The following is a 24452-nucleotide window of genomic DNA, read 5'->3' as shown; positions in this document are numbered from 1 at the left end:
CGTCTTAACTGCAGTGCAGATTCAATCAATAAACTCACCATCTAACTTTCTTTTTTCAACGCTCTTTCTCACCGAACCGTACCTCTGCAAAATCAATTTTCAAACGGGCGCACAGCATCCTGCCGTGCAGCCTGCCGCCAAGCACTGCGCCGCTGTGCTGCGGGTGCCGCGGGCTCCCGGCAAATCGACACAATCGGTTTTGCTTCTCCGTACAACACATAAACAGCCGCGCTGACTGCTGCGACTACCTCTGGCGGAATGCCTGCCTCTACAGCGGGCGTTGCCGGTATTTTGGCGGGGTACACAGGAAGCGGCGCCGGCGATTTCTGCTGTATACGGGTCACTTTTCTGTACAGTTTGATAACCAGAATCAATAAAACCAGCAGGACCGCTGTAACGGCGGCGCCGGCTGCAGCCAACACGGAAGGCGCTATCCCCGCTGCGCATATTTCATTCATCGTTTCATCCCCACGTGCCTGCGCACATAAAAGCGGCGCCAGCGTATATTTACTGTTCATTATACCTTATTTCTTCGGCTATTTCAAATTCATTTTGTGCCTGTGCACCTCAAGGCCGATTTGATTGCATAAAAGTACAAAAAGCACTATAATACATTCTATTCATACGTTTCTTTATATATAAAGGACAGGGAGCGGTAACAAAGAATGAAAGAAGACGCTTTCCGGCGGTCGTACAAAGGCGACAGCTACAATTTTGGCCTGGCGGTGTACAGTTGCGGCATTCAGCGCTGCCTGCCCGCGCACGCATGGGGGCCGGCAATCCGTGATCACTATCTGATTCATTATATTGTACACGGTAAAGGCCGCTTTTCCACCGGCGGGCACACCTGGGACCTGCAGGCCGGCGATGCTTTTTTTATGCGGCCAAACGTCATTGCCCGCTACGAGGCCGATGAGGCCGACCCGTGGGAGTACGACTGGGTCGGATTTAACGGCAGTGATGCGATTCACCTGCTGCGGCAGACCGGCCTTTTTGATATGGAGCCCGTGTTCCACTGCCCGCCGGACAACCGCTTTCATGAACTGCTGACAAACATCACCGCTGTTTCTGGCAGTGACAGCAGCGCCGAGGCGCGCATGGAAAGCGGTCTGCTGCTCTTTTTGTCCGCTCTGATGGATACTTTCGGCGTACACACCCCCCGCAGCGACAGCAGCTACTGCTATGTACAGAAAGCCATTCAGTTTATCGACCGCAATTACTCTGGCAGTATTGATATCGAAAAAATTGCCCAAAGTGCCGGGGTTTCACGCAGCCATCTATACCGGCTGTTTATTGCTTATGTCAATATGCCGCCAAATGAATACCTGACCCGCTACCGCATCAGCAAAGCAGCCTCTTTTTTAAGCGACGGTGGACTTACCGTCGGTGAAGCGGCCTATTCCGCCGGTTTTGCAGACCAGCTTTATTTTTCACGTGTATTTAAAAAGTATATGGGCGTACCGCCAAGTAAGTTCTGCAGCAGCAAAAAACGCCACTCTGTATAGCCGGCTTTTCCTGAAAATAGAGTTTTTTGCAAAATGGGTATTACAATTTTAATAAATTGTCATTTTTTTTTACAGATTATCGTTCTTGTCTAAGGACAAAGGACGAATTTGTTTCTAAAATCTCATATATACGATATACATAAAGAAACCGTTCCGCGGCAGCCATATAGGCCATTTATGTATGGAGGGTATTTATCTTTTGTAGGAGGAATAATGATATGGCAAATAGCAGTATAAAATCAAGCCTGGAAAAATTCGGTATTAAAACCGCAATCGGGTATCTGCGCAAAAATCCAGAGAAGAACATTCCCAAGCTGCTGGATATGATTGAAAAAGTAGATACAACCCATGCTTTTTCCGAGGCTCTTTACAATTTCCGCTGGGCAATGGATCATCCGGACCGCAACTGGTATAAGCTGATCATGAAAGTGGTAAAGGACACCGACCCGCATGTGCTGGAAACATTCTTTACAAACTTCTTCATGAACTCCACCATGATCGGCGGCAAAAAACAGATGGAATACCGCGAAAAGTATGGCTGCAACATTCCGTGGGCAATCCTGCTTGACCCGACCAGTGCCTGCAACCTGCACTGTACTGGCTGCTGGGCTGCAGAATACGGCAATCAGCTGAACCTTTCCTTTGATGAAATCGATGATATCATCAACCAGGGCACTAAGATGGGTACTTACATGTACATCTACACCGGCGGCGAGCCGCTGGTGCGCAAAGATGACCTGATTAAGCTGTGCGAAAAGCACAACGACTGTGTCTTCCTGTGCTTCACCAACTCTACCCTCATTGACGACAAGTTTGCTGAGGATATGGTACGTGTAGGCAACTTTATTCCGTCTATCAGCGTTGAGGGCTTTGAAGAAGCTACCGACAGCCGCCGCGGCAAGGGTACTTTCCAGAAAGTCAGCAAGGCAATGGATATTCTGAATGCACATCACCTGCCGTTTGGTGTTTCCTGCTGCTACACCAGCCAAAACGTCTCCTCTATCGGCAGCGAAGAATTCTTTGATTGGATGATTGACAAGGGAGCTGTTTTCGCCTGGTTCTTTACCTATATGCCAATCGGCGTAGACGCACCGACAGACCTGATGGCAAACGCCGAGCAGCGTGAATTCATGTATCATAAGATTCGTGCTTACCGCGAGAGCAAGGCTCTGTTTACCATGGACTTCTGGAACGATGCTGAGTACGTTTACGGCTGCATTGCCGGCGGACGCTCTTACCTGCATATCAATGCCAACGGCGATGTGGAGCCCTGTGTATTCATTCATTACAGCGATTCCAACATCCGCGAAAAGAGCCTGTTGGACGCATACCGCAGCCCGATGTTTATGCAGTACCATAAGGGACAGCCTTTTAACCACAACATGCTGCGCCCCTGCCCTGTACTGGATAACCCGTACCGTCTGGAGCAGATGGTCGGCAAGACACATGCACACTGCACCGACCTGCTCAAGCAGGAATCCCCGCATGATCTGTGTGCAAAGTGCGCACCGGTTGCTGAGCGCTGGAAGCCGGTTGCTGACCGCCTGTGGAAAGAAAGCGGCCCGGATGGTCGTCATCACATGCAGTGCGGAGATACCATTCTCCCTGAGAACCGCCTTGGTGAAGACGAGCTAGCCACTATGCAGGAATGCGTAGACTATGCAAACAAAAAGCAGGCAGAGATTGTTGCTGCTGGCAAAAATGCAAAAGACGCATAATTGAATTTCTTTCGAATGATGAAAAGAGGAGGCCCCCAAAAGGGAGTCTCCTCTTTTTGCTGTCTGTTCGCTTTTTCTAGAAAATACGAGGCTTGGTTCCTGCCGCAGCCACAAAGGACAGCGGGGCTGGCCGATTTTCATGCAGACGATATTTTTACGTACGACGGTTTAATTTCTACCGGTAAAAAAGGCCGTCTCGTCCGTGGCAGACCTCCCCGCAGGGCAGCTGTATGTTTCCCTGCCGCAGCAAAAAAGCGCCAAACGTTTTCGCATGATTCTGCGGGAACCTTTGGCGCTTTCTGTATATCAAAATTATTGATTCTCTTCGTCTTTAGGCGCGGCATCGGGTGCAGTCTCTGCCGTATCATCTGCAGCTGCTGTTGGCTCTTCTGCCGGTGCTGCCTGCGCAGGTGGAACATCTTCCTGCAGCTTTTGGCCGCATTTGCTGCAGTAAAGGGCATTTGCAGGGTTATCCTGGCCGCAGTTTCTGCAGGTAACGCGGCAGCGCTTTGCTGCCAGCTGCTCATTAACGGCATCCAGCTGCTCGTAAAGTTCATCGATTGCTGTTACACATTCGCCGACCAGCTCGTCTGAAGAAGTGCCTGCTTTTTTGGCATCATAGACCACACGGCCAAGTGCCTCAAAGCGTTTTGCAATTTCGTTGTTGAGATCCGCTGCATTCATCCGCAGCTTTGAAATATCGACTGCTTTGCCGGCTTTTTTGCCAACTGCAGAAGCAGCTGCCTTTGCGTTAATGACCATATCTTCAAATAAACCCATTTACAATCACGCTCCTTTTTTCTATTATGCGTATAAATTGAATTGATTATAGCATACCCCACTGTAAAAATACAAGAAACATTCTTTTAACTTTTATCGGGCTTTATGTGTACAGCCCACCGCCGACAAACTCACGAATCAGTGACGTGGGCGGCAGCAGCGATGAACTGATGGGTGCAAACAGCATCAGCGCAAAAGAAAGCCGCTGCACCTGGTCTGCAATCCAACCGCTGGGTTCCCGCACGCCGCGCAGAAGCATAAGTGCCTGCGTACGCAGCACCCCCAACTCATAGGCATGAAACGAGTTGACCGTAAAATCAGCGTCTTCGCGGAAGGGACGAATGTACTTATGCTCCCCTTCCATTACGGAATTCCACATTTTCAGTGTCCGTTCCGGAGAAGTACCGCGGAAATTATAGTCGCGAACAATTCGGCGAATCATGCGGACCTCACGCGCCTGCAAAAGTATTTCTGAGCGCGTGCATACATCCTGTTTTACGCTGATATAGACTCGCTCTGCCGCGCCATGGGGCAGTTCTTTTGTCAAGACAGGATTCAGCGCGTGCAGGCCCTCAATAACCGCGACGCCATCTTTTGAAAGCTCTAAATGGCGGGTTTCACGCATGGGGCAGTGGTGCACAAAATCAAACTGCGGCACTTCACAGCTGTTGGAAACAGCCAAGTCCCGCAGGCACTGCTGAATACAGTCAACCCGTAAGGCGTCAAGGCACTCAAAGTCTCGGGTACCATCTTCGCGCCGGGGGGCCTCATTTTCAGGACGGTAAAAGTCATCCAGAGAAATCATCTGTGTTTCGTGGCCCAGCTGCCGCAGGGCATCAGAAAGGAGGTGGGCAGTCGTGGTTTTTCCGCTGCTGCTAGGCCCAGCCAGCAGCACAACACGGCAGCCGCGCGCTATCGTCTTTTTTGCGACTTCCTCTACACTTTTATGAAAACGGCCGTCTGAAAGAGCAACCAATTTTGCCGGATTCTGCCGCGCCATGCGGTTGATATCCTCAACGTTGTTTATAAAACGTGTATATTCAGGCACGTGTGATCTCCTCATAGACCTGTTTCACCTTTTCTTTCCGCTCAAGTATCTCCTCATGGCGGGAAATATATTCGTACGGATATTTAAAATTATAAATACGCGAAATTCTGCCGCCGGCCGGTGCACAGATTTTTGTACCGGCACCAGCACCGCAGGCAAGGATTGATTGTGTTTCGTCCATAATAACAGTATTATAAAAGCTCTCAAAACCCGGTTTTGCAAAACCGACATTTTCAAGTCCGCCCAAAATGCGGGTCTGGCGGTACAGATAATAGGGTTGCCACCCGCCGGCAAGCAGTTTGGGGCCGGCGTAATCCAGCATTTCTGCGGCCGATGCACCAGAGGCACGCTGCTGTCCCTCCTGAAAAATACGGGAGGAGCGCTTGAGTGCCAGGGTATGCACAGTAATACTTTCGGGGCCCAATGCACAAACGCGGTTTACTGTATCTGCAAAAGTTTCGGGTGTATCCAGCGGCAGACCCGCGATAAGATCCATATTGATGTCGTCAAATCCGGCTTCACGTGCCATGGAAAAGGCCTCTAAGACCTGCCCCACAGTGTGGTGGCGGCCAATGGCCTGCAGCACTTTCTCCTGCATAGTCTGCGGGTTAATGCTGATGCGTGTGACGCCGCGGCGGCGCAGTCCTTGCAGTTTTTCCGGCGTTACCGTATCGGGCCGGCCGGCCTCTACCGTAAACTCCATGCAGGCGGAAAGGTCAAACGAATTCTGTACAGCCGCCAGTACAGAATCCATCTGCTGTACAGAAAGGGTTGTCGGCGTGCCACCGCCCATATAAACGGACTGCAGCACAAGCCCCAGTTCCCCCGCGACTCGGCCCGCAGCCTTGATTTCCCTGCACAGGCACGTCACATAATCCGGAATCAGCTGCATTGTCTTTTCGACGGACATTGAAACAAATGAACAGTAAGCGCAGCGGCTTGGGCAAAATGGAATACCGATATACAGGCTAAAGCCTTTGGGCGTTTCTTTTGCCAAAAGGCTGCTCTCGTTTTTCAGCGTCAGCAGAGCAAGCCGCGTTTTCTGCTCACTTACATGATATGCCTGCTGGTAAACCTGCAGTGCTTTTTCTTTTCCCCAGCGGTCAAGGAAGCCATGCAGCAGCTTGACCGGTCGCACACCAGTAAGGATTCCCCAGCGTGGCGTGAAACCGGTATGGCGGACCAAAAGTCGGTACAAAAGCTCTGCCAGTTGGCGCTCGGGGCCGCTGTCTCCATATAGACCGGGCTGATAAAGGCCCGTCTGCACCTGCTCTTCGCCGCCGTCCCGCAGGCGGGCAGTCAGCAGCAGCCCCTCTTTCGTCTGCTGCATTTCTGCACAGACAGTAAGAGCCGCCGCGTCCTGCTCCTGCGGCAAGTTGCCATCTTCTACGACACGGATCGTCTCTTCCGGGTAGAATAAGCGGCAGAGTTTTTCCAATTCATAATGATAGGAATTATTTTTAAGAATTAAATCCATTTTGATCTGCTTCCATATAAGGATTATTGCGTCTTTCCCAGCTGAGTTTGGTTTCCATTTCGTGGCCGGGCAGTACACGCCACTCGCCGGGCAAGTCGCGCAGGCGCTGTACAGAGGCGACAATATCCTGAAAACTGCCAGTAGGAAAATCTGTACGGCCCACAGTCCCGCACATCAGCGTATCGCCGGAAAACAATGCGTCCCCCACCAAGTAGCAGCAGCCGCCATGTGTGTGGCCCGGGGTGTGCAGCACCTGAATCGTCAGGCTGCCCAAAGGAATGGTGTCTTTGTCTTTCAGCAGCACATCTGGCTTGTAGGGCGGCACATCGCCCATCCCCATGCCGCTCAGGCTGTAAGAGGGATTGGTCACAAAGTCGGCCTCGGTTTCATAAAGATACACCTTTGCACCGGTCTGCTTCACCAGGCGGCTGACCCCTATGGTATGGTCAAAATGCCCGTGTGTCAGCAAAATCTTGGTGACCTTGGTCTGAGCCGCCGCCCGCTGCAGACGGGAGTCGTAAAAGCCGGGATCAATCACGGCAGTCTGTCCCGTTTTGTCATCTGTCAGCAGGTAGCAGTTGGTCGGCACAATTCCGCCGGAAATACACTGAATTTGCATAAGATTCCTCCTGTATCAATCATTCGCGCAGGTTCTCTGCCGCCAAACAGCAAGGCAGCCTAAATTTTAGTATATGCCTGAAATATGAAAAAATAAAAAACGGCAGATGAAGAAACCAACACATCAGGTACGGCGAATGGTCTCGACCCCGTCAATCGACTTTAAGCGGCCCACAATGCTCTGCAGCTGGTCCAGACCATCTACAGTGATATTTGCGGAAATGACCGCGCGGCCGTCTTTGAGTTCGCGGGAATTGAGCGAATGGATAAACAAACGCATATTGTAGAGCCGCTGTGTCACGTCCGCCAAAAGGCCAGAGCGGTCATCTGCAACGATTTCCAGCGTAGTCTGAAACTCTTCCCGCACATCTCCGGCCCAATGCGCGGCGATCCAGCGCTGCGGCTCCGGCGAACTGCTGATCGGGTGCGGCACATTGCAACACGATTTTTTATGAATGGAAACACCGTATCCGCGTGTAATAAAGCCGATAATGTCATCGCCCGGCAGCGGGTTGCAGCAGCGGGCAAACTTAATCAGGCAGTCCTCCATCCCCTCTACCACAACGCCGCTGGCAGCCTTGCGGGTTGCAGGCTGCGGGTGAGCCGGCGGCTCTTTGGGCGGCTCTGGACGGTGCGTCTTCAGGTAATCTTCCCGTATGCGCGGCATTACTTTCCACAGCTGTATGCCGCCATAGCCAACAGCCGCATAGACATCGTCCAAAGTTGCACAATTCTGTTTACTGCCCAAGTGCATCAGCAGGGTCTTCATCTCTTCGTCCGGCAGCGTAACGCCGTTGTGCTTAAATTCGCGCTCAACCTCACTGCGGCCCTCAACAATGTTTTCATCGCGCTTTTCTTTTTTAAACCAAGTGCGTATCTTATTGCGCGCTTCGCTTGTCTTTACAATTTTAAGCCAGTCACGGCTGGGACCGCGTGCCTCTTTGCTGGTGATAATATCGACAATCTCGCCGGTTTTCAGCTGGGTTGTCAGCGGCACCATGCGCTTGTCTACTTTAGCACCCACCATGCGGTTGCCTACAGCACTGTGAATCGCGTAAGCAAAGTCGATGACCGTACTGCCATTTGGCAAGTTGATAACATCGCCGCGCGGCGTAAAAACATACACTTCGTCGGGGGTAAGGTCAGACTTGATTGTGCGGATCAGGTCAGTGGCGTCTGCAGAATTTTTCTGTTCCTCCAAGATTTGCCGAATCCACGCAAGGCGCTTCTCCATGCCATCATGGGAAGCGTGCCCATCGGTCATGCCCAATTTATACTTCCAGTGAGCCGCAATGCCGTACTCCGCCGTGTGGTGCATTTCCCAGGTACGTATCTGTATCTCAAAGGGAATGCCGTCTTTGCCAATCACCGTGGTGTGCAGGGATTGGTACATATTGGGTTTCGGTGTGGAAATATAATCTTTAAAGCGGTTTGGCAGCGGCCGGAACATATCGTGAACAATGCCCAGTACATTGTAGCAGTCGTTTACTGTATCAACAATGACGCGTACCGCGTAAATATCATAAATTTCGTCCATATTTTTGCCCTGTACAAACATCTTGCGGTAAATGCCGTTGATGCTCTTGACACGCCCAGAAATATAGACATTTGGAATAGAAGCGGAAATACGGTCGTAAAGCGTCTTTTTGGTTTTTTCAATGAAAGCGTCGCGTTCTTCGTGGCGCAGAGCCAGGCTGTTTTCAATCTCTTTATACGCATACGGGTCCAAAATACGCAGGGAAAGGTCTTCCAGCTCTTCTTTGATTGCGCGAATGCCCAAGCGGTGCGCAATCGGCGCATAGACCTCCATGCTCTCCAGGGCTTTTTCTCGCTGTTTGTCGGGGCTCCAGTAGCGGGCTGTGCGCATGTTGTGCAGGCGGTCGGCCAGCTTAATGATGATAACGCGGATATCCTCGCTCATGGCAATCAGCATTTTACGGATATTTTCCGCCTGCTGTACTTCGCGGGAATTATACTGAATGCGGCCCATCTGCGTTATTTTTGTTACGCCATCCACCAAGTTGGCAATTTCGGGACCAAACATGCGGCGCAGCTCGTCTAGGCTGATTTTGGTATCTTCTACCACGTCATGCAGCAGGCCCGCAGCAACGCTTTCGCTGTCCATGCCAAGCTCTACCAGAATGCACGCTACTGCTACAGGGTGAGAAATATAAGGCGTGCCGGAAAGCCTTTTTTGGTCGCCGTGCGCGGAAAGAGCAAGGTCATAGGCCCGGCGAATCAGCTCCATATCATAATCATGTTCGCTCTGCGACAGCAGGGCTGTCAAGTCATCAAATGTTTTTTCTGTACTCGCCATAGCTGTCCCGTCATCTCCCCTCAAGTTCTCAAAATTGTCTGTACTTGTGCGCGCAGGCCGCTTAAAAAAGTGCTGTCAAACAAATCCACTTTTCCCTGCACTGTGCACATAGAAATGCTGTACTGCATTCCGAAAATTTCTTTCTGTATCAGTCCGTGCTCGCTAAACAGTTCCAAGCAGACCAAAAGGCGGGAAAAGGGCATACTTGCAAGCTGAGACAGGCCCTCTGCGCCGCCGTGATAGCCGCCACAGGTGTACAGCCGCCGATACAAAGCCGCACAGGCTGTGCGGTCCGGCACCAGACAAACATACTCTTCCTTTGTCAGCGGGTCACCGCGCTTGGCGCTTTCAAATAAAGCCTGTCCCCGCATCAGATCCTCATCATCGCAGCCGGAAAGCTTCATGTCCCGCACGATTACAGAGAGCGTTTCGCGCCCATTGTATTCGCTGTTTTCCAATTCTACTGCAAAGTCGAGCGTGTCGCCGATTTGGTACGGAAATGCAGAAAGCTCCATACCGAATTTCATACAGCGCATCCGCACCCGGCCGCTGGTACACACCAGGCGCAAGTGCCGTCCACCGCCCACCGGCTGAATCTCCTGCAGACGTACACCAAACAGGCCGTACAGCGGCCGCGGATTTCCCGTACCGAAAGGCTGCAGCAGCTCCGCGGCGCGGGGCAGCTCCAAAGAAAGGCGTTCCGGCTTCAGGGCGCCGTCCAAATGCAGCACCTCTGTCGGCATTGTTCCCTGTGACGCAGCGTAAGCATTGATACGCCTGCGGAATTCCTCTGTATTCTCCACTGGCATGGTCATGCCCGCTGCCATGGCGTGCCCGCCGTACTTTGTCAGCAGGTCAGCGCAGGCATTGACTGCCTCAAACAGAGAAAAGCCCTCAATACTGCGCCCGGAGCCGCGGGCTTCGTTGGCATCTGTGGAAAGGACAATGCAGGGTTTGCCAAAAGTTTCAGTAAGGCGGCTCGCTACAATCCCGATAACCCCGGTGTGCCAAGAGCGTCCCTCCACCACCAGCACACGATCCAGCATACGCTCTGGCTGCTGGTGCAGCTGCTGTACCGCGCTTTCATAAATTTCTGTTTCCAGCTGTCTGCGGTATTCGTTGTCGTCGCAAATATCTGCTGCAAGGGAACAGGCCTCGTCCGGATCTTCGCTTAAAAGCAGGTGTACAGCGCGTTCCGGCGAGCCAATACGGCCGCAGGCGTTAATGCGCGGGTCAATGCCGAAAGCAACATTTTCCGCTGTCAGCGGCCGGTCACCAAGGCCCGCTTTTTCCAGCAGTGCACGCAGGCCTGGGCGGTCTGTCTGCGGCAGCTGGTGCAATCCCTCCCGCACAAAGGTGCGGTTTTCGCCGGTCAGGGGCACCACATCTCCAATCGTTCCGATGGCAAGCAGGTCAGCATAGGTTTCCAGTAAAAGCTGTTGGTCGGCATCTTCCCCCTCTAGCGCCTGCACCAGCTTAAAGACAAGGCCTGCGCCGCACAAACACTGGCACTTGCTGGTATCGTCTGGACGAAAGGGGTCGACAATCGCGGCAGCCTGCGGCAGCTGCGGCTGCGGGCGGTGATGGTCCGTAATGACCACGTCCATACCCAGTTTTACGGCAGCATCGACTTCTTGCAGAGAGGAAATGCCGTTGTCGACTGTAATAAGCAAATCCACTTGGCGCTCGTGCAGTTTTTTTACTGCACCCATATTCAGGCCATAGCCCTCTTTAGTACGGTCCGGGATATAGAAAGAAACATCTGCGCCGCACGACTCCAGATAAGAGTACAGAATTGCTGTAGCCGTGACGCCGTCTGCATCATAATCCCCGTACACCGCAATCTTTTCAAAGTCATCAACTGCGCGGCGGATACGGTCAGCTGCACGGTCCATGTCTTTCAGCAAAAGCGGGTCGCTCAGCGGTACGCCGCTGAGCATCTCCGCGGCCTGCTGCGCGGTACGAAACCCCCGCGACTGCAGCAGCGCTGCCGTAACCACCGGAATACCGGTCTGCTGCGCTACGCTGCGTGCCGCACGGCGGTCAATCGCCGCAACAATCCATTTTTTCAGTGCCAAAAGACGCTCACCCGCTCTTTCTACTCGGAAGATAACCAAACCTGCCGAATAACGACTTTCAGTCGTCACAGTTTATTCATAATTAAAAAATATATGATAAATTATTGTATCATTTCACAGGTCGTTATTCAATCTTTTCTTCCAACTTTTGGTGCCCGGCAACAAAAAGCAGCGAAGCAAAGGCAGTTTCTCTGCTTTTGCTTCGCTGCAGTCAATCTTGGCAGGATTAGGAACTCTTTTTTAGTGTCACACTCGCCTGGTAGGTGCCGTAAGCCCAGCAAGTCTTGTTGCCGCCGATTTTAATGGAAACGGGGGCGTTGGTCGTACCGCCCGCCTGCACATTTGAAAAATCGACCGCGGCGGTAATATTGCTGTCAGTCAACGTGGAAATATCGCTCGCCTTGCCGACGATGCTGATATTTAACGACTTGGTTTCAATTGTGGCGCTTGTGCCCGAGGGCACATTCATTTCGGTAAAATTGCTTACTGTAAAGTTTTTACTGGTGTACTGACTCATATTTTTCAGCGTGACCTGGGCAGTTGTGCCGCTGCTCAGATTCGTACAGCCGCTTGGCATCTGCGAAAGCTGCTGATTAAAGCTGTTGTGCGTGGTATTGACCTGTGAAAAGTCGATTGCCTCCAGGCTGACTTCCGTAATCTTGGCAAGGGTATCTTTCGGTCCGGCAATACTGATGGTGCTGGGGCTTACGGTAAAGGCACTGTCGGGGTCCAGTTTCAAGCCGGCCGGCTGATTTGTAAAAGTCGGCAGTACTCGAACTGTCTTTTTTGGCAGTACCTGAATGGTCACATTCACCTGAGAAATGCTCATGGTCAGGTACTGATCCGGCGTAATCACCTTTCCTGAGGAATCGTACAGTACCAGCGGCGCCTGCACGGTCTTGGTGTCAGTCAAGGCAGTATCGCCGGCAGTGTACTCAATAGAAACACGGCTGATGCGGTTAACCTCTGTTTCCGGACCGGAAATCACGACATTTTCGGCATCTGCGGTGGGACCGGGGCTGTAGTAGCCAGAAGTGTCGATTTTATACATGTTGGACGGCAGCTGAATAGAAAAAGTCTTTTTTGCTGCGCGGTCCACGTGAATGGTCCACTCAGAAGGGGAGATCTTACTGAAACTGAAATTGGAAAGGGCGCTGATGTTTTTGCCGATCAAGGTGACTTTGTAGTCGCCGGGCGCGGTAATCTGCGATACGCTGACCGGCACCACCTCAATATCTTTGCTGTGCACCTGGCTGACTATCAGCGTATTGCCGGTGATTGCCACTGAAGCGGTATCGGTCTTGGTCGGGGAATACACCGTAAGGCCCTGCTGCTGGGCCGAGTCAGAAAGGCGCACATTGATAGGCACATTGTTGATGCGCTTAGGAAAATGCTCTGTGTCGTTAAATGCCAGCACCATCCACATAATAACCGCCAACACCAGGGAAAGGACAAAGACAAATTTGTTGTTGTAAAACAGCCCGCTCAGGCGGACTCTGCTTTGGGTCTGCGGCCGTTTTTTTACTTCTTTATTTTTATTCTTATTTTTCATCTTTCGGCCTCCTGATCGACGCAAAGAACGAGCTGCGTTCTTTGGAAGTCTGCGGCTCTAAGATAAGGCTGTTCAGTTCATTCTGCAGGGATTCACGCGTGTAGTTGCGCGTAATGGTACCGCCGAGTGCAATAGAAATCTGACCGGTTTCCTCAGAAACGACGACCACTACTGCATCCGAGTTTTCGCTCATGCCGATTGCGGCGCGGTGGCGCGTACCCAGCTCAATGGCAACGTCGTTGTTGCGCTTTGTCAGCGGCAAAATACATCCGGCGGCATACAGCATCCCGTCCCGCATAATCATGGCACCATCGTGCAGGGGGGCTTTGTTGAAAAAGATGTTGCAGATAATCGGCACGCTTGGCACTGCATTGACAACTGTGCCCGTGTCGACAATATCGCCCAGCTTTGTCGTGCGTTCCATCACAATCAAGGCGCCGGTTTTGCTTTTGGACATGCTGTCGCAGGCCGCGACCACTGCATGAATGCCGCGCCGCCACTGCGCCTGCCGCTCCTGATCAGCTGTACTGCGGGAAACCATCAGGCTTTTTAAGCCGCCCATATAGCCGCGCCCCATTTTTTCCAGTGCGCTGCGCATTTCCGGCTGAAAGACCACAAACAGGCACACAAGCCCATACTGAATGATATAGGTGAGCAGTGTTTTCATCATGTACAGCTGCAGCAGATTGGCAACCACCCAGATGACCAGAATAATCAAAATGCCCTTGACCAGCTGCCCTGCGCGCGTGTCGCGCATCAGCTTGATTGCGCTGTATATGACAAAGGCAACCAACAGAATATCGATGATATCCTGCACACGAAAACTGCCAAAAACATTCTGCAGGTTCCCCCAGAATATTTCCAACTGACTCATGACGGCCCCCTCCTTTCCCCTCTCCTTTTTATTGTAACATATCACCCGGGATATGCAATCATTTTCTTCCGGCCTGTCAAAAGCAGGCTAACTTTCAGCACCGGCCTTTTTGTTTTTAGATGAAATCTGCAGCACTGCATCGCCAAAGGCCCGCACCTGCGCCCTGCCGACAAAGACAGAGGGGCACATGCGCACTGCACCACGCTCTAATGTACCATAAAAAGCATGTGCGCGTGGCGCACAGTGCAGTCCTGCGCGCACGGCAAAGCCGCGGCGGTCCAGTGCAGCAGCGGTGTCTTCACTGTCCTGATTCGGCAGATTGAAAGATAACAGCGGCGCAAAATACGGCGGCTGTGGCCGGGGCGCATACAGTTCAGCCGCACCGGAATGCTTCAGCTGATCATACAGCGCACAGACAAGTGCGCTTTCCTGCTGATAAATTCGCTGTATTCCCATTTGTTGTACAAAACTGATGCCGGCACCAAGGCCCAAAATACCGGGTACATTGATTGTGCCGCTCTCAAAGCGCTCTGGCATTTCTGCCGGCTGCACCAGGCTTTCTGAAGCTGTGCCTGTGCCGCCCTCAATCAGGGTATCCAGCGCGGCGCCGTCCAGCGCCAGCAGCAGGCCGGTGCCCATCGGGCCGTAAAGGCCCTTGTGCCCCGGCGCACAGACATAATCGAGGCCCGCCTCTGTCATGGAAATCGGCAGCACCCCTGCGGACTGTGCACAGTCCGCACAAAACGGCACCCGGTATGCATGGCACAGCGCCGCAATGCGCTCAATAGGCAAACAAATGCCCCATACATTGGAAACATGCGTGCACACACAAAGGCAGGTGTTTTCCTGCATTGCCTGCCGAAAAGCGTCCAGGGTCGCGTCGTTGTCTCCGGGCACGACCTGTGCCTCTGTATATGTGATAATGCCGCGGCGGCGCAGCGTTTCCAGCGGCCGCATGACGGCATTGTGCTCCAAACAGGAAACGACCACATGACCGCCGGGCTTGATAGCACCCTTGATAACCATATTCAGTGCCTGTGTACAGTTCATAACAAAAGCAACGTTCTCGGGGCCGGGGGCACCGAAAAAGGCTGCCGCCTGCTCGCGCACATGATAAACCGCTTCCGCTGTTTTCAAGCTCATCCGGTGGCCGGCGCGCCCGGGGTTTGCCCCATACTGGCGCAAAGCCCGCTGCACGGCGGCTGATACCTGCGGCGGCTTTGGGTAAGTCGTCGCAGCATTATCCAGGTAAATCATTCGCGGGTCACCCGCTCTCGTACATCCAGCACATGAATTCCTGCCTCTTTCAAAAGGCGCACTGCTTCTTCCACATCTTTTGGCACATACACGCCATAGCCGCAGCCCGTTGCTTCCGGTGCACGCGGCAAACGCTCCACATAGGCCCTAATGCCGTGACTGCGCAGCAGTTCCCTGCTTTTCATCGCATAAGTGACAGAACCAACATCTATAACCTGCTGACCCACAAGGTATCACCTCTCTGTAATAACATACTACTCACAGAATATGACAGTACCCTGTTTTCTGCCTTTTTTGCTGTGTAGAACTCTGCCGGTCAAACAGCAGCAATCGCCATTTATGCCTGCCGCAGCAAACACACCGCGTGGGCCGCGACACCCTCGCCCCGGCCGGTAAAGCCAAGCCCCTCTTCTGTAGTTGCTTTTACGCTGATTTGCTCCGGCGAAACGCCGCAGGCGGCAGCCAGCCGCTTCTGCATCTGCGGAATATACGGGCGCAGTTTTGGCTTTTGGCACAAAACGGTCGCATCGATATTTTCAATTTCATAGTTCTTTTCGTGAACAAGGCGGCAGACTTGCTGCAGCAAAAGCAGACTGTCTGCTCCGCTGTAGGCCGGGTCGTTGTCCGGAAACAGGCAGCCAATGTCCCCCAATGCGGCTGCACCCAGCAGGGCATCCATCACCGCATGGGTCAGCACGTCTGCGTCTGAATGCCCCAAAAGTCCCTTTTCGTACGGAATCTCTACACCACCGAGAATAAAGCGGCGCCCGCTTACCAACTGATGTACATCATATCCATGCCCAATACGCATATCAGCGCTCCCTTCTGCGTAAAACAGCTTCCGCTGCAGGAATGTCCTCTGGCGTTGTCAACTTAAAATTTGTGTAGCTGCCGCGGCACAAATGCACCGGAAGCCCTGCACGCTCAAAAAGCTGACAGTCATCTGTAAAGTCGCCGGCAGCTGCAGAAAGCAGGCTGCGGTAGCGCTGCGCATCAAAGACCTGCGGCGTCTGCACCGCCCAAAGCGCAGAGCGCTCCGGTGTTTTGGTAACAATGCCGTGCGCATCGGTCACTTTAATTGTATCTTTCACCGGTACTGCCAGGGCGGAAGCGCCATACCGCGCAGCGTCCTTCACTGCCAGATTGATTTCCTCTGGTGCAGCGAGCACGCGTGCGCCGTCATGCACGGCAAGGTAATCACAGGCACCTGCCGCCGCTGCACCCGCTGCCGCAGACTGCTGCCTTGTTTTCCCCCCCGGCACCACGGCAGCCAATTTTTCCGCGCAATGGTGCCGAACTGCAAGTGCCTGATAGTGTGCCTGCTGCCCTGGCGGGCAGACAAGCACCGTGCGCTGCACGCACACCGCTTTTTCAAACGCACGCAGTGTATACGCAAGTGCAGGCACCCCTAGCAGGGGAATCTCCTGTTTTGGCCGCCCCATGCGGGTGGAAGCGCCCGCTGCCACAATGACCGCGCAGCAGGGGACCTCCGGCAGGTCTGCCGCGCTTTCCCACGGAAAGCAGCGCAGGTCCGGCAGGTACAAATCCGCCAGGCGCTCGATTTCCGGCCTTTCCGGCGCCGCCTCTGCGTCTTCCATTGCCGTAACCAAAAAGCCCGCCTTTTTTGCGGTACGAATAGCGTAAAGCGCATCTTCAAAGACGACCGTTTCGGCAGGTGTGCCCCCCATACGGCGAGCCGCCTCATAGAAGATATCGGGGCGGTCTTTTCCGCTTCCGAAATCATTGGTAGACAGAATAAAGTCAAACAGCTGCGTAATTCCCAGCCGGTCAAACGCCGCACAGATGCTTTTTTTATCTGTACTGGAAACAATGCACATCGGGGTTCCCTGCCGGTGCAGGCGCTGCAGGAAAGCAACCGCACCGGGTTTTGGCTGCACCTCTTTCAAGTACCGCTCATATGGAATTTCGTTAATTTCATTTTCTAAGTTTTCTACGCTGTCCTGCACACCGAGCGTTTGAAAATAGTGGGCGGCATCCTCTACCGTCATATCGCGCATACGCCGGGAAAGGCCCGCCGGTGCTTGTACACCGTGCCGCCGTAAAACCGTTTCACCTACATTTTCCCATACGTGCATCGAGTCGAGCAAAGTGCCATCCATATCGAAAACTGCATATTTTACCTGCATGTAGTGATTCCTCCGAATGCTCTGTATGCTTACGTGAATTTTTGAAAGGAAATGTTGAGGTCGGCGGTGCCGTCAATGCCGTTGACTTTTCCTTTTGCTGTATACTGCCAAATATCAAAATGATAATAGAAACTAGGCAGGTCCTGATACTCCGCATACCAAATTGGGTACGCAGAAAGCGTCTTTAAGTTGAACGTTGTATACCCCATTGCTTTATTGGTGTAGTAGCAGGGCTGATAACCAGCCGCTTTCACACAGCTGCAGAAAGTCGCCGTATATTTTGTCACTTCGTCCGGCGTGGCGCTGCTGGTACGCAGCGTGCTGTCTACGGAATTTGCCTCGTCATCGCCAAGCTCCCAGTCAAACACCACAGGCCAGGTCACTTTATAAGAAGAAATCTGCCGAATGACATAATCGGCTTCTTCCTTTGCCTCGGTCTCAGACACAGCCTGCGAATAAAAATAGACGCCGACTTTCAGCCCGGCGGCCAGCGCACCTTTCATATTCTGCGCAAATTTCGTATCGGCCTTAATGGTGCCGACAGTCTGCCCGCGGTAGCCCACGCGAATCATTGCAAAGTAGATGCCAGCGGCTTTCACTTTTTTCCAATCGACATCGCCCTGCCAAGAGGAAACATCAACGCCGTTGACGGCTCCTGTATAGGATTTTATACCATTTGCTGTGCTGAATTTGCTGTCTGAAAGGGTGTTTTTTGCAAAATCATATTTTGGAATGATTTTTGTACCCTCATAACGGTCAGTAATAATGGTTTCCTCTGCAGAGGCGTACTGCTGCCCGTCTTTAATGCTGCTGTTCGTACCGCAGGAACGAAACAGCACAGTCAAAAGAACCGCGGCCGCTAAAATGGCCGCGACCGTTATAATCAGAATACTTTTTTTATGTTTTTTTGTACGAAACGCACGATTTGTTTGGCGCATAGGATTCTTCCTTTCCCGACAAACTTTACAAAAATTTATTCTACACGAATCCCACCGAAAAAGCAACTTTTGAAAACCGGCACGGCAGCAGCTTTACGGCTGCGTATGTCTATGGTAAAATAGAAAATACACGAATTGAAGGAGGTCTGACGGCTATGCCGATTCAAAACGTTATCTTTGATATGGGGCAGGTGTTAATCGATTACTGCCCCGAGCGCTATACAGCAGCTTTTCTGCCGGGCGGGGAAAACACAGAGGACTGCAAACTGGTTACGCAGGTTCTTTTTGGCGGCAAAGTCTGGCAGCAGCTGGACGCCGGCCAAATCACCGAAACAGACGCAATCCAGACCATGCTTCCGCAGCTGCCGCAGCGCCTGCGCAAACCGGCCCGTGCGCTGTTTTACGGCTGGCAGTCTTATATCCGCCCAATTCCCGAAACCAATCAGCTTGCGCAGGATCTGCACCAGGCCGGCTACGGCATTTATATTTTGAGCAACACCGGCGTACGCCTGCATGTTTACAGCCACCGCATTCCGGCATTTCAGGTGATGGATGGCGCCGTTTATTCGGCCGATGTGCAGCAGATAAAGCCCGATCCCGCAATCTATAAGACGCTGTTCTCGCACTATTCTCTGCAGCCGCAGACCTGCTTTTTTATTGATGACAACGCCGAAAACATCGCCACGGCAAATGCACTCGGCCTGCAAACACACTGCTATACCCGTGATTTTTCTGCACTGACTGCCGACCTGCACCGGGCCGGCGTCACTTGGTAAGCTTTTCCTCTAAGGGAAAAGCTGCCTCTGCATACAGCAAACCGGAAAGCAAAGCCCACTGACTTTGCTTTCCGGTTTTTTCATAAAAAAGGCTCTGCCGTAGCAGAGCCTTAAACTTAGGTATTTTTCATGATAATACTTTCAATCAGGTTTGCCACTTGCTCGCATGCATCACAGCAGTCTTCCAAGCGGTCAAAAGTACGTACCCAGCCGATTTTGACAGCTGTCTTTTCGTCTTCACCGTAAATCTGATGAACGGTGTCTACATACAGCTTGTCTCCCTTTTCCTCAAGGGTATTGACCTCGACAACATGATCATGGATATTTGTCTGCTTGCGGAAATTATAAAACTCCTTGAGCGCCTCCATCAGGTTGTCACAGCACTTGACGATAAGGTCAGCAAACTCCAGTGCCTCTGCCCGAATGGAATCAATGTGGTACATGTAAATGCGCATCAGCACATCTTCTACTTTGTCGGTTACTTCGTCAATGCTCTGGGCAAGGTCGATAATATCTTCCCGCTCAATCGGCGTAATAAATTCGCGCACCAGCTTTTCCATCATTTTATGCTTTTCACGGTCGGCCTCATGTTCAATCGTGTGCATCTCGTCCCGCTCAGCCGGCAGGGTCTCTGTATCAAAGCTCTGCAGAATATGCTGCAGCTTTTTTGCCGCCTTACAGGAATACCCAATCAGGGCAACAAACTCATCATAATAAGGGCTTATCTTCTTTGCCACGGCGCACAGCGCTCCTTTGCTATAGATACTCAAAAACTACGACAAGCGAAGTTACTAATAAAAACTTATCTGAATGAAAAGCTGAATTACAGAATAGCCATACATACCTTTGCAACCACATAGCCGATTAAGCCGCAGCCCGGGAAAGTTAAAACCCAGGTCATGACCATATCTTTTGCCATGCCCCAGTTGACCGCTGACATCCGCTTGGCCGCACCGACACCCATAATTGCTGTTGTTTTGGTGTGTGTCGTGCTTACCGGCCAGCCGGTCAAGTTGGAAATGAGCAAACATACCGCCCCGGCCATATCCGCTGCAAAGCCCTGGTAGCGCTCCAGCTTCACCATATCCATACCGACTGACTTGATGATACGCATGCCGCCGGTCGCAGTACCGAGCGCCATGGCAAGAGAACAAATCAGCATAATCCAAAACGGAATATGTAAAGAAGCGCCCGCGCCTGTAGTCTTTCCATTGGCAAGCAACAGGCCCATGACAAAAACGCTGATGAATTTCTGTCCATCCTGTGCGCCGTGCATAAAGGCCATGGTTGCGCCGCCAAAGATTTGTGCACCGCGGAAAAAGTGCCCGGTCTTGCGGCGGTCCATATTGTGGCAGATAGTGCCGGTCAGTTTACTGATCAGCCACCCCAAGCCAAAACCCAAAACCGCAGAAAGCACCAGGCCGTACAGAACCTTTACCCACTCTTCCCAGTGGATACCGGAAAGGTCATTGTGCACCGCGATTGCCGCGCCGGTAAGGCCCGCAATCAAAGAGTGACTCTGGCTGGTGGGAATACCAAAAGCCCACGCTGCAACCCCCCACACCACGATTGCTATCATAGCGGCACAAACGGCAATTAAAGCATTGTGAGAGTCATTACCGAAATCGACCATATTGTAAATCGTCTCGGCAACCACCGGGCACAGCTGCGTCATTACAATAATCCCCAGCAGGTTGCAGACAGCCGCCATGCCGATTGCTGCGCGCGGCGCCATAGACCGCGTAGACACACAGGTGGCTATAGCATTGGGGGCATCTGTGCCGCCATTTACCATAGTTGCGGCCAAAACCAGCACGATCGTAATCAAAAGCGGTGGATTGCTGGCAATCTGCTGCAGGAAAGTGGAAAAAGTAATCATAAGGGGTCTTTTTCTCCTCGCCGCAGGTTAATTTAACCTGATATTAACTTCCTTTTAATATACCAGATTATCATAGCATCTTTTACAGCAATATACAAGAAGATTCTCTCTGTTTCTAAAAATTTTGCGGTCATAATACTCTGATTTATATAGCAAATATGTTATCATTATTAATCTCGAAAAAGACAAAAAGGCACTGCCGCGATACAAAGATTGTACCGCAGCAGTGCCTTTGAAAACTGTCTTTAATCTCCGCTTGAAGAAGAGGAGGAACTGCCATTTAGCAAAGAGGCAAAGCGTGCCTCGTGCTTTGCGCTGAGCTTAAAGTTTGGGTTATCTTTCAGCAGCGGAATAAAATACTGATTAGAGAACGAGTACATGCTGGGGTCCAGGGTGCCGTCCAGCTCTTTAAAGGTATATCCGTTTTGTTTGCCATACTGAATGATATTGCCCACTTCACTTAAAGTCGCCTTTTTCACGGCGGTGTTGTGCATCAGCATGATGTTGCCGTTTTCCTGCATACCGCGGGTGACATTTGCATAGATGCCGCTGGCGTCTGCGCCCTGCGCGTCCTTTGAATCGACATCCCAATCATAGAAGAAAAAGCCGCGGCGGGTCATTTCCTGTATAATTGCTTTGCGAACGCTGGTTTTCATAGCCGGGTTGTTGCTGCCGCCCGGGAAACGGTAAAACGGGGCAACGTGGCCATCGGTCTGTTTGTAAATAATCTCATACATTTCATTGAAATCTTTGAGGAAAGCATCTACAGAAGCATAAATCTTCTGGTAGTCGTGGCTGGAGCTGTGCACCGCACAGACGCAGCCCGCCTTGTAAATATCTTTGATATAATGTATATCGTCCTGCTGCTCAGGCTGGTTTGTCAAAAAGAAAGTTGCCTTGACGTTGTTTTGTTTCAGCACTTCCAGCAGCTTTGGAGTAAGGGAACTGGGGCCGTCATCAAAAGTAAGATAGATGGTTTTGTCCTCGGCGTCTTTCCACTGGCCAACTTTCGTCTTTGCATAAAGGTTGGGGTACTCGGCCTGGTAGCCGGTAAGGCCGGTCTTTGTCACCTGAAATGCTTGTGAAGCAGGAATTGACGATGCAGCAGAGGCAGAAGACACTGTCTTTTTACTGGAAACTGCTTTTGATGCTGCCGATGAAGCAGCGGCAGCTGTCTGGCCGCTCTGGTGCAAAATCAATCGGGTCATGCCGTAAGTTCCCCCTACGACAGCAGCTACCAAAACAATACAAATCAAAACGATAGCAGCGTGGCGTCTGCTGCGCCGTTTCTGACGCTCTTTGGCATCTCTTCTTCTCTGTTCTGCCATGTTCCTATTAACTCCCTTTTTCTCTCACGCGTCTTTCTAATTTTTAAATAAACGCGCTTGTTTCTCTCATTTGAAAAGCCCCTGCAAAGCAGCCGCAGCAAAGGCTTTTATGTTGTCTCTGGTTTTCATTATAGTATTTCATGATAGGAAATACCAGTTAAAGTATTGTTACTACTGAAACTCAGACATGGATCTTCGGCTTGCGGCGCAGGCCCGGCTTTTCCATCACATAATAAATGCGGTTGCGGCCGTTTTCTGCGGGGACGCTGACCACCTCAAACATATCCAGTGAGCGGATAAACAGGCTGAGCTTTTTAAAGCCATAGTTGCGCACATCAAAATCGGGGTAGCGGCGCACCAGCATATTGCCCACGTCGCCAATCAGCACCCGCCCATCTTCATCTGCGTTGTCGCGCACCATATTATAAATGCTATTGATGATTTTGTCCGGCGGCACCATTTCCGGTTTGGCCGGTACATCGGATTCTTTTTCGTTTTCGGCCGCCTGCTGCTCCAATACCTCTAGATAACGGAACTTATTGCATGCCGCAATAAATGGCGCAGGCGTCTTTTTTTCGCCCATGCCAATGACCACCATGCCGCTTTCACGCAGGCGGGCTGCCAGGCGTGTAAAGTCGCTGTCACTGGAAACCAGGCAGAAGCCCTCCACGTGGCCGGAATAAAGAATATCCATCGCATCAATAATCATAGCCGAGTCCGTTGAGCTTTTGCCAGTTGTATAGCCGTACTGCTGAAAAGGAATAATAGAATTTTCAAGCAGCACACTTTTCCATGAAGCAAGCGACGGTTTGGTCCAGTCCCCGTAAATACGTTTATAGGTAGCCACACCATCATTGCTGATTTCATCTAAAATATAGCGAATGTACTTTCCCGAAACGTTGTCTGCATCAATCAAAACCGCAAACCGTTTTTCATCCTGCATGGCTTTTCCCCCTTTCAAGTCTATTTTATATATAGTATAAGATTTCTATTCTGAGAAAACAACAGTTTATGTTAACTCTTTTTTAGATTATCCTCATTTTGTAAAAAGAGAAGCAGATATGGCTTAAATGCGCTCGGCAGTGGGTAGCGCTGGCGCAGTTCTTCCGCAGAGGCCCAGACCAGGCCCGGTGCCTCGGCCGCCGGTGCCAGCTGAACCCGCCATGCGGTCATGTGCCACTCAACATGTGTAAAGATATGCTTTGCCGGCGGCAGCTTTTTTAACCGCACAGGCTCCAGCCCAAGCAGCCGCACCGCCGCCACTGCCTGCTTTTGTGTCAGTTGCCCCTCGCTTTGCGGCAGCTCCCACAAAGAAGCCAGCAGACCTTTGGACGGCCGCCGGCGCAGGGCGATTCTACCCTCTTGCTCCAACAGAAAAACTGTGCGGTCCTCTGCCCGGCGGGGCGGTTTTGGCTTTTTGACCGGGAACTGCAGCTCTGTACCAGTGGAATGTGCCGCACATAGCTTTTGCAGCGGGCATTTCATGCATTTTGGCGCCGCATTCGGCACGCAAACGACCGCGCCGAGTTCCATCATAGCCTGGTTAAAGTCCCCGCTTCTGTCTGCCGGCAAAATTTCCTGTATTTGTGCTGTTATCCGCTTTTTTACGGCGGCATCCGCGACATCGGCAGCGTCAGCTGTTAAACGCATCCATACGCGCAGAACATTGCCGTCTACTGCAGCCACGGGCAGGTGAAATGCAATGGAGGCGACTGCCCCCGCTGTGTAGGGACCAATGCCCGGCATGCGCAGCAATTCCTCATAAGACGCGGGTAGCTTTCCGCCATACTGCTTAACCGCGATTTTTGCGGTTTTCTGCAAATTTCGTGCACGCGAATAATAGCCCAGGCCCTCCCACAGTTTCAGCAGGCGCTCCTGCGGCAGTGCCGCCAAAGCAGGCAAATCCGGTGCCGCACACAGAAAGCGCTCAAAGTATCCTTTTACCGCTTCTACCCGTGTCTGCTGCAGCATGATTTCAGAGACCCACACCCGGTAAGGCGTCGGTGAATGCCGCCAAGGCAGATTGCGCGCATTTGCATGGTACCACGCAAGCAGCGGCTGCACAATTTGTATATTGCCCTGCATCAGCAATTCTGTCCTTCCCCATGAAAAGTAGTATAAGGAATGCCCTGCCAGCACAGCTGGGCAGGGCATTCTCAA

At 51.9% G+C, this 24452-nt stretch carries 22 protein-coding genes; 3 read left to right on the top strand and 19 right to left on the bottom strand.

The features are described from left to right. Positions 1 to 92: 92 nt before the first annotated feature. Positions 93 to 518 carry an OadG family protein gene (locus LKE53_02215; protein MCH3971579.1) on the bottom strand — a complete coding sequence of 142 codons (426 nt, stop codon included), beginning with the start codon at positions 516 to 518 and terminating at the stop codon, positions 93 to 95. 147 nt (positions 519 to 665) lie between these two features. On the opposite strand from LKE53_02215, the gene LKE53_02210 reads away from it, so the two are divergent. Both LKE53_02210 and LKE53_02205 read left to right on the top strand, forming a co-directional pair. Beyond that, positions 666 to 1505: an AraC family transcriptional regulator gene (locus tag LKE53_02210; protein MCH3971578.1), complete on the top strand. Its 840-nt coding sequence runs from the start codon at positions 666 to 668 to the stop codon at positions 1503 to 1505. Positions 1506 to 1723: 218 nt separating this feature from the next. Next, a complete protein-coding gene (locus tag LKE53_02205) occupies positions 1724 to 3223 on the top strand; it encodes a radical SAM protein (GenBank protein MCH3971577.1) in 1500 nt (499 codons plus the stop codon). 312 nt (positions 3224 to 3535) lie between these two features. On the opposite strand, the gene LKE53_02200 is transcribed toward LKE53_02205, so the two are convergent. From LKE53_02200 to LKE53_02140, 13 genes are all read right to left on the bottom strand, one after another. Further along, entirely contained in the window at positions 3536 to 4003 is a 468-nt protein-coding gene (locus LKE53_02200; protein ID MCH3971576.1) for a zinc ribbon domain-containing protein, read from the bottom strand. Between the two features lie 103 nt (positions 4004 to 4106). Next, positions 4107 to 5051, bottom strand: a complete 945-nt coding sequence (locus LKE53_02195; protein ID MCH3971575.1) for a nucleoside kinase — start codon at positions 5049 to 5051, stop codon at positions 4107 to 4109. Beyond that, positions 5044 to 6528: a coproporphyrinogen dehydrogenase HemZ gene (hemZ, locus tag LKE53_02190; protein ID MCH3971574.1), complete on the bottom strand. Its 1485-nt coding sequence runs from the start codon at positions 6526 to 6528 to the stop codon at positions 5044 to 5046. Before hemZ ends, LKE53_02195 begins: the two co-directional genes overlap by 8 nt. After that, positions 6512 to 7147, bottom strand: a complete 636-nt coding sequence (locus LKE53_02185; protein ID MCH3971573.1) for an MBL fold metallo-hydrolase — start codon at positions 7145 to 7147, stop codon at positions 6512 to 6514. The genes hemZ and LKE53_02185 overlap by 17 nt, the downstream gene beginning before the upstream one ends. Before the next feature lie 123 nt (positions 7148 to 7270). Further along, positions 7271 to 9463, bottom strand: coding sequence for a bifunctional (p)ppGpp synthetase/guanosine-3',5'-bis(diphosphate) 3'-pyrophosphohydrolase (locus LKE53_02180; GenBank protein ID MCH3971572.1), 2193 nt, complete (start codon positions 9461 to 9463; stop codon positions 7271 to 7273). A 20-nt stretch (positions 9464 to 9483) separates the two neighbouring features. Next, positions 9484 to 11541, bottom strand: coding sequence for a single-stranded-DNA-specific exonuclease RecJ (gene recJ, locus LKE53_02175; GenBank protein MCH3971571.1), 2058 nt, complete (start codon positions 11539 to 11541; stop codon positions 9484 to 9486). 226 nt (positions 11542 to 11767) lie between these two features. Then, positions 11768 to 13093: a CdaR family protein gene (locus tag LKE53_02170; GenBank protein MCH3971570.1), complete on the bottom strand. Its 1326-nt coding sequence runs from the start codon at positions 13091 to 13093 to the stop codon at positions 11768 to 11770. Then, positions 13083 to 13967 carry a diadenylate cyclase CdaA gene (cdaA, locus tag LKE53_02165; GenBank protein ID MCH3971569.1) on the bottom strand — a complete coding sequence of 295 codons (885 nt, stop codon included), beginning with the start codon at positions 13965 to 13967 and terminating at the stop codon, positions 13083 to 13085. The genes LKE53_02170 and cdaA overlap by 11 nt, the downstream gene beginning before the upstream one ends. An 87-nt stretch (positions 13968 to 14054) precedes the next feature. Then, entirely contained in the window at positions 14055 to 15224 is a 1170-nt protein-coding gene (locus tag LKE53_02160) for an aminotransferase class V-fold PLP-dependent enzyme (GenBank protein MCH3971568.1), read from the bottom strand. Further along, a complete protein-coding gene (locus LKE53_02155; protein MCH3971567.1) occupies positions 15221 to 15451 on the bottom strand; it encodes a DUF3343 domain-containing protein in 231 nt (76 codons plus the stop codon). Before LKE53_02155 ends, LKE53_02160 begins: the two co-directional genes overlap by 4 nt. A 110-nt stretch (positions 15452 to 15561) precedes the next feature. Continuing rightward, complete coding sequence (gene ispF, locus LKE53_02150) at positions 15562 to 16035, bottom strand: 2-C-methyl-D-erythritol 2,4-cyclodiphosphate synthase (GenBank protein ID MCH3971566.1); 474 nt, start codon at positions 16033 to 16035, stop codon at positions 15562 to 15564. Between the two features lies 1 nt (position 16036). Continuing rightward, on the bottom strand, positions 16037 to 17371 hold the full coding sequence (locus LKE53_02145; protein MCH3971565.1) for an HAD-IA family hydrolase: 1335 nt from the start codon (positions 17369 to 17371) through the stop codon (positions 16037 to 16039). Between the two features lie 29 nt (positions 17372 to 17400). Next, positions 17401 to 18309: a glycoside hydrolase family 25 protein gene (locus tag LKE53_02140; GenBank protein MCH3971564.1), complete on the bottom strand. Its 909-nt coding sequence runs from the start codon at positions 18307 to 18309 to the stop codon at positions 17401 to 17403. Between the two features lie 155 nt (positions 18310 to 18464). Here LKE53_02140 and LKE53_02135 point away from each other — a divergent pair, with 155 nt between their 5' ends. After that, positions 18465 to 19085: an HAD family phosphatase gene (locus LKE53_02135; GenBank protein ID MCH3971563.1), complete on the top strand. Its 621-nt coding sequence runs from the start codon at positions 18465 to 18467 to the stop codon at positions 19083 to 19085. A gap of 116 nt (positions 19086 to 19201) precedes the next feature. On the opposite strand, the gene LKE53_02130 is transcribed toward LKE53_02135, so the two are convergent. From LKE53_02130 to mutY, 5 genes are all read right to left on the bottom strand, one after another. Beyond that, on the bottom strand, positions 19202 to 19822 hold the full coding sequence (locus LKE53_02130; protein MCH3971562.1) for a DUF47 family protein: 621 nt from the start codon (positions 19820 to 19822) through the stop codon (positions 19202 to 19204). Between the two features lie 86 nt (positions 19823 to 19908). Further along, positions 19909 to 20964 (bottom strand): inorganic phosphate transporter, encoded by a 1056-nt coding sequence (locus LKE53_02125; protein MCH3971561.1) that lies wholly within the window; start codon positions 20962 to 20964, stop codon positions 19909 to 19911. Between the two features lie 245 nt (positions 20965 to 21209). Beyond that, the gene (locus LKE53_02120; GenBank protein ID MCH3971560.1) at positions 21210 to 22292 is read right to left on the bottom strand and encodes a polysaccharide deacetylase; all 1083 of its coding nucleotides are present in this window, start codon (positions 22290 to 22292) and stop codon (positions 21210 to 21212) included. Positions 22293 to 22473: 181 nt separating this feature from the next. Then, a complete protein-coding gene (locus tag LKE53_02115; GenBank protein ID MCH3971559.1) occupies positions 22474 to 23235 on the bottom strand; it encodes an NYN domain-containing protein in 762 nt (253 codons plus the stop codon). A gap of 71 nt (positions 23236 to 23306) precedes the next feature. Then, a complete protein-coding gene (gene mutY, locus LKE53_02110; protein MCH3971558.1) occupies positions 23307 to 24377 on the bottom strand; it encodes an A/G-specific adenine glycosylase in 1071 nt (356 codons plus the stop codon). Positions 24378 to 24452: the final 75 nt, after the last annotated feature.

The sequence above is a fragment of the Oscillospiraceae bacterium genome (genome assembly GCA_022483045.1).
Taxonomy (GTDB): Bacteria; Bacillota; Clostridia; order Oscillospirales; family Acutalibacteraceae; genus Caproicibacterium.
Note: the sequence above shows the minus strand (reverse complement) of the source record. Positions and strands in the feature narration are given on the sequence as shown.

What these genes read in the sequence shown, in the direction of transcription:
- LKE53_02180 (MCH3971572.1), bottom strand. Translation starts at nt 9,463, where the DNA reads ATGGCGAGTACAGAAAAAACATTTGATGACTTGACAGCCCTGCTGTCG.
- LKE53_02115 (MCH3971559.1), bottom strand. Translation starts at nt 23,235, where the DNA reads ATGCAGGATGAAAAACGGTTTGCGGTTTTGATTGATGCAGACAACGTT.
- LKE53_02160 (MCH3971568.1), bottom strand. Translation starts at nt 15,224, where the DNA reads ATGATTTACCTGGATAATGCTGCGACGACTTACCCAAAGCCGCCGCAG.
- LKE53_02140 (MCH3971564.1), bottom strand. Translation starts at nt 18,309, where the DNA reads ATGCGCCAAACAAATCGTGCGTTTCGTACAAAAAAACATAAAAAAAGT.
- LKE53_02145 (MCH3971565.1), bottom strand. Translation starts at nt 17,371, where the DNA reads ATGCAGGTAAAATATGCAGTTTTCGATATGGATGGCACTTTGCTCGAC.
- LKE53_02210 (MCH3971578.1), top strand. Translation starts at nt 666, where the DNA reads ATGAAAGAAGACGCTTTCCGGCGGTCGTACAAAGGCGACAGCTACAAT.
- ispF (MCH3971566.1), bottom strand. Translation starts at nt 16,035, where the DNA reads ATGCGTATTGGGCATGGATATGATGTACATCAGTTGGTAAGCGGGCGC.
- hemZ (MCH3971574.1), bottom strand. Translation starts at nt 6,528, where the DNA reads ATGGATTTAATTCTTAAAAATAATTCCTATCATTATGAATTGGAAAAA.
- LKE53_02135 (MCH3971563.1), top strand. Translation starts at nt 18,465, where the DNA reads ATGCCGATTCAAAACGTTATCTTTGATATGGGGCAGGTGTTAATCGAT.
- cdaA (MCH3971569.1), bottom strand. Translation starts at nt 13,967, where the DNA reads ATGAGTCAGTTGGAAATATTCTGGGGGAACCTGCAGAATGTTTTTGGC.
- LKE53_02125 (MCH3971561.1), bottom strand. Translation starts at nt 20,964, where the DNA reads ATGATTACTTTTTCCACTTTCCTGCAGCAGATTGCCAGCAATCCACCG.
- LKE53_02200 (MCH3971576.1), bottom strand. Translation starts at nt 4,003, where the DNA reads ATGGGTTTATTTGAAGATATGGTCATTAACGCAAAGGCAGCTGCTTCT.
- mutY (MCH3971558.1), bottom strand. Translation starts at nt 24,377, where the DNA reads ATGCAGGGCAATATACAAATTGTGCAGCCGCTGCTTGCGTGGTACCAT.
- LKE53_02215 (MCH3971579.1), bottom strand. Translation starts at nt 518, where the DNA reads ATGAACAGTAAATATACGCTGGCGCCGCTTTTATGTGCGCAGGCACGT.
- LKE53_02170 (MCH3971570.1), bottom strand. Translation starts at nt 13,093, where the DNA reads ATGAAAAATAAGAATAAAAATAAAGAAGTAAAAAAACGGCCGCAGACC.
- LKE53_02185 (MCH3971573.1), bottom strand. Translation starts at nt 7,147, where the DNA reads ATGCAAATTCAGTGTATTTCCGGCGGAATTGTGCCGACCAACTGCTAC.
- LKE53_02205 (MCH3971577.1), top strand. Translation starts at nt 1,724, where the DNA reads ATGGCAAATAGCAGTATAAAATCAAGCCTGGAAAAATTCGGTATTAAA.
- LKE53_02120 (MCH3971560.1), bottom strand. Translation starts at nt 22,292, where the DNA reads ATGGCAGAACAGAGAAGAAGAGATGCCAAAGAGCGTCAGAAACGGCGC.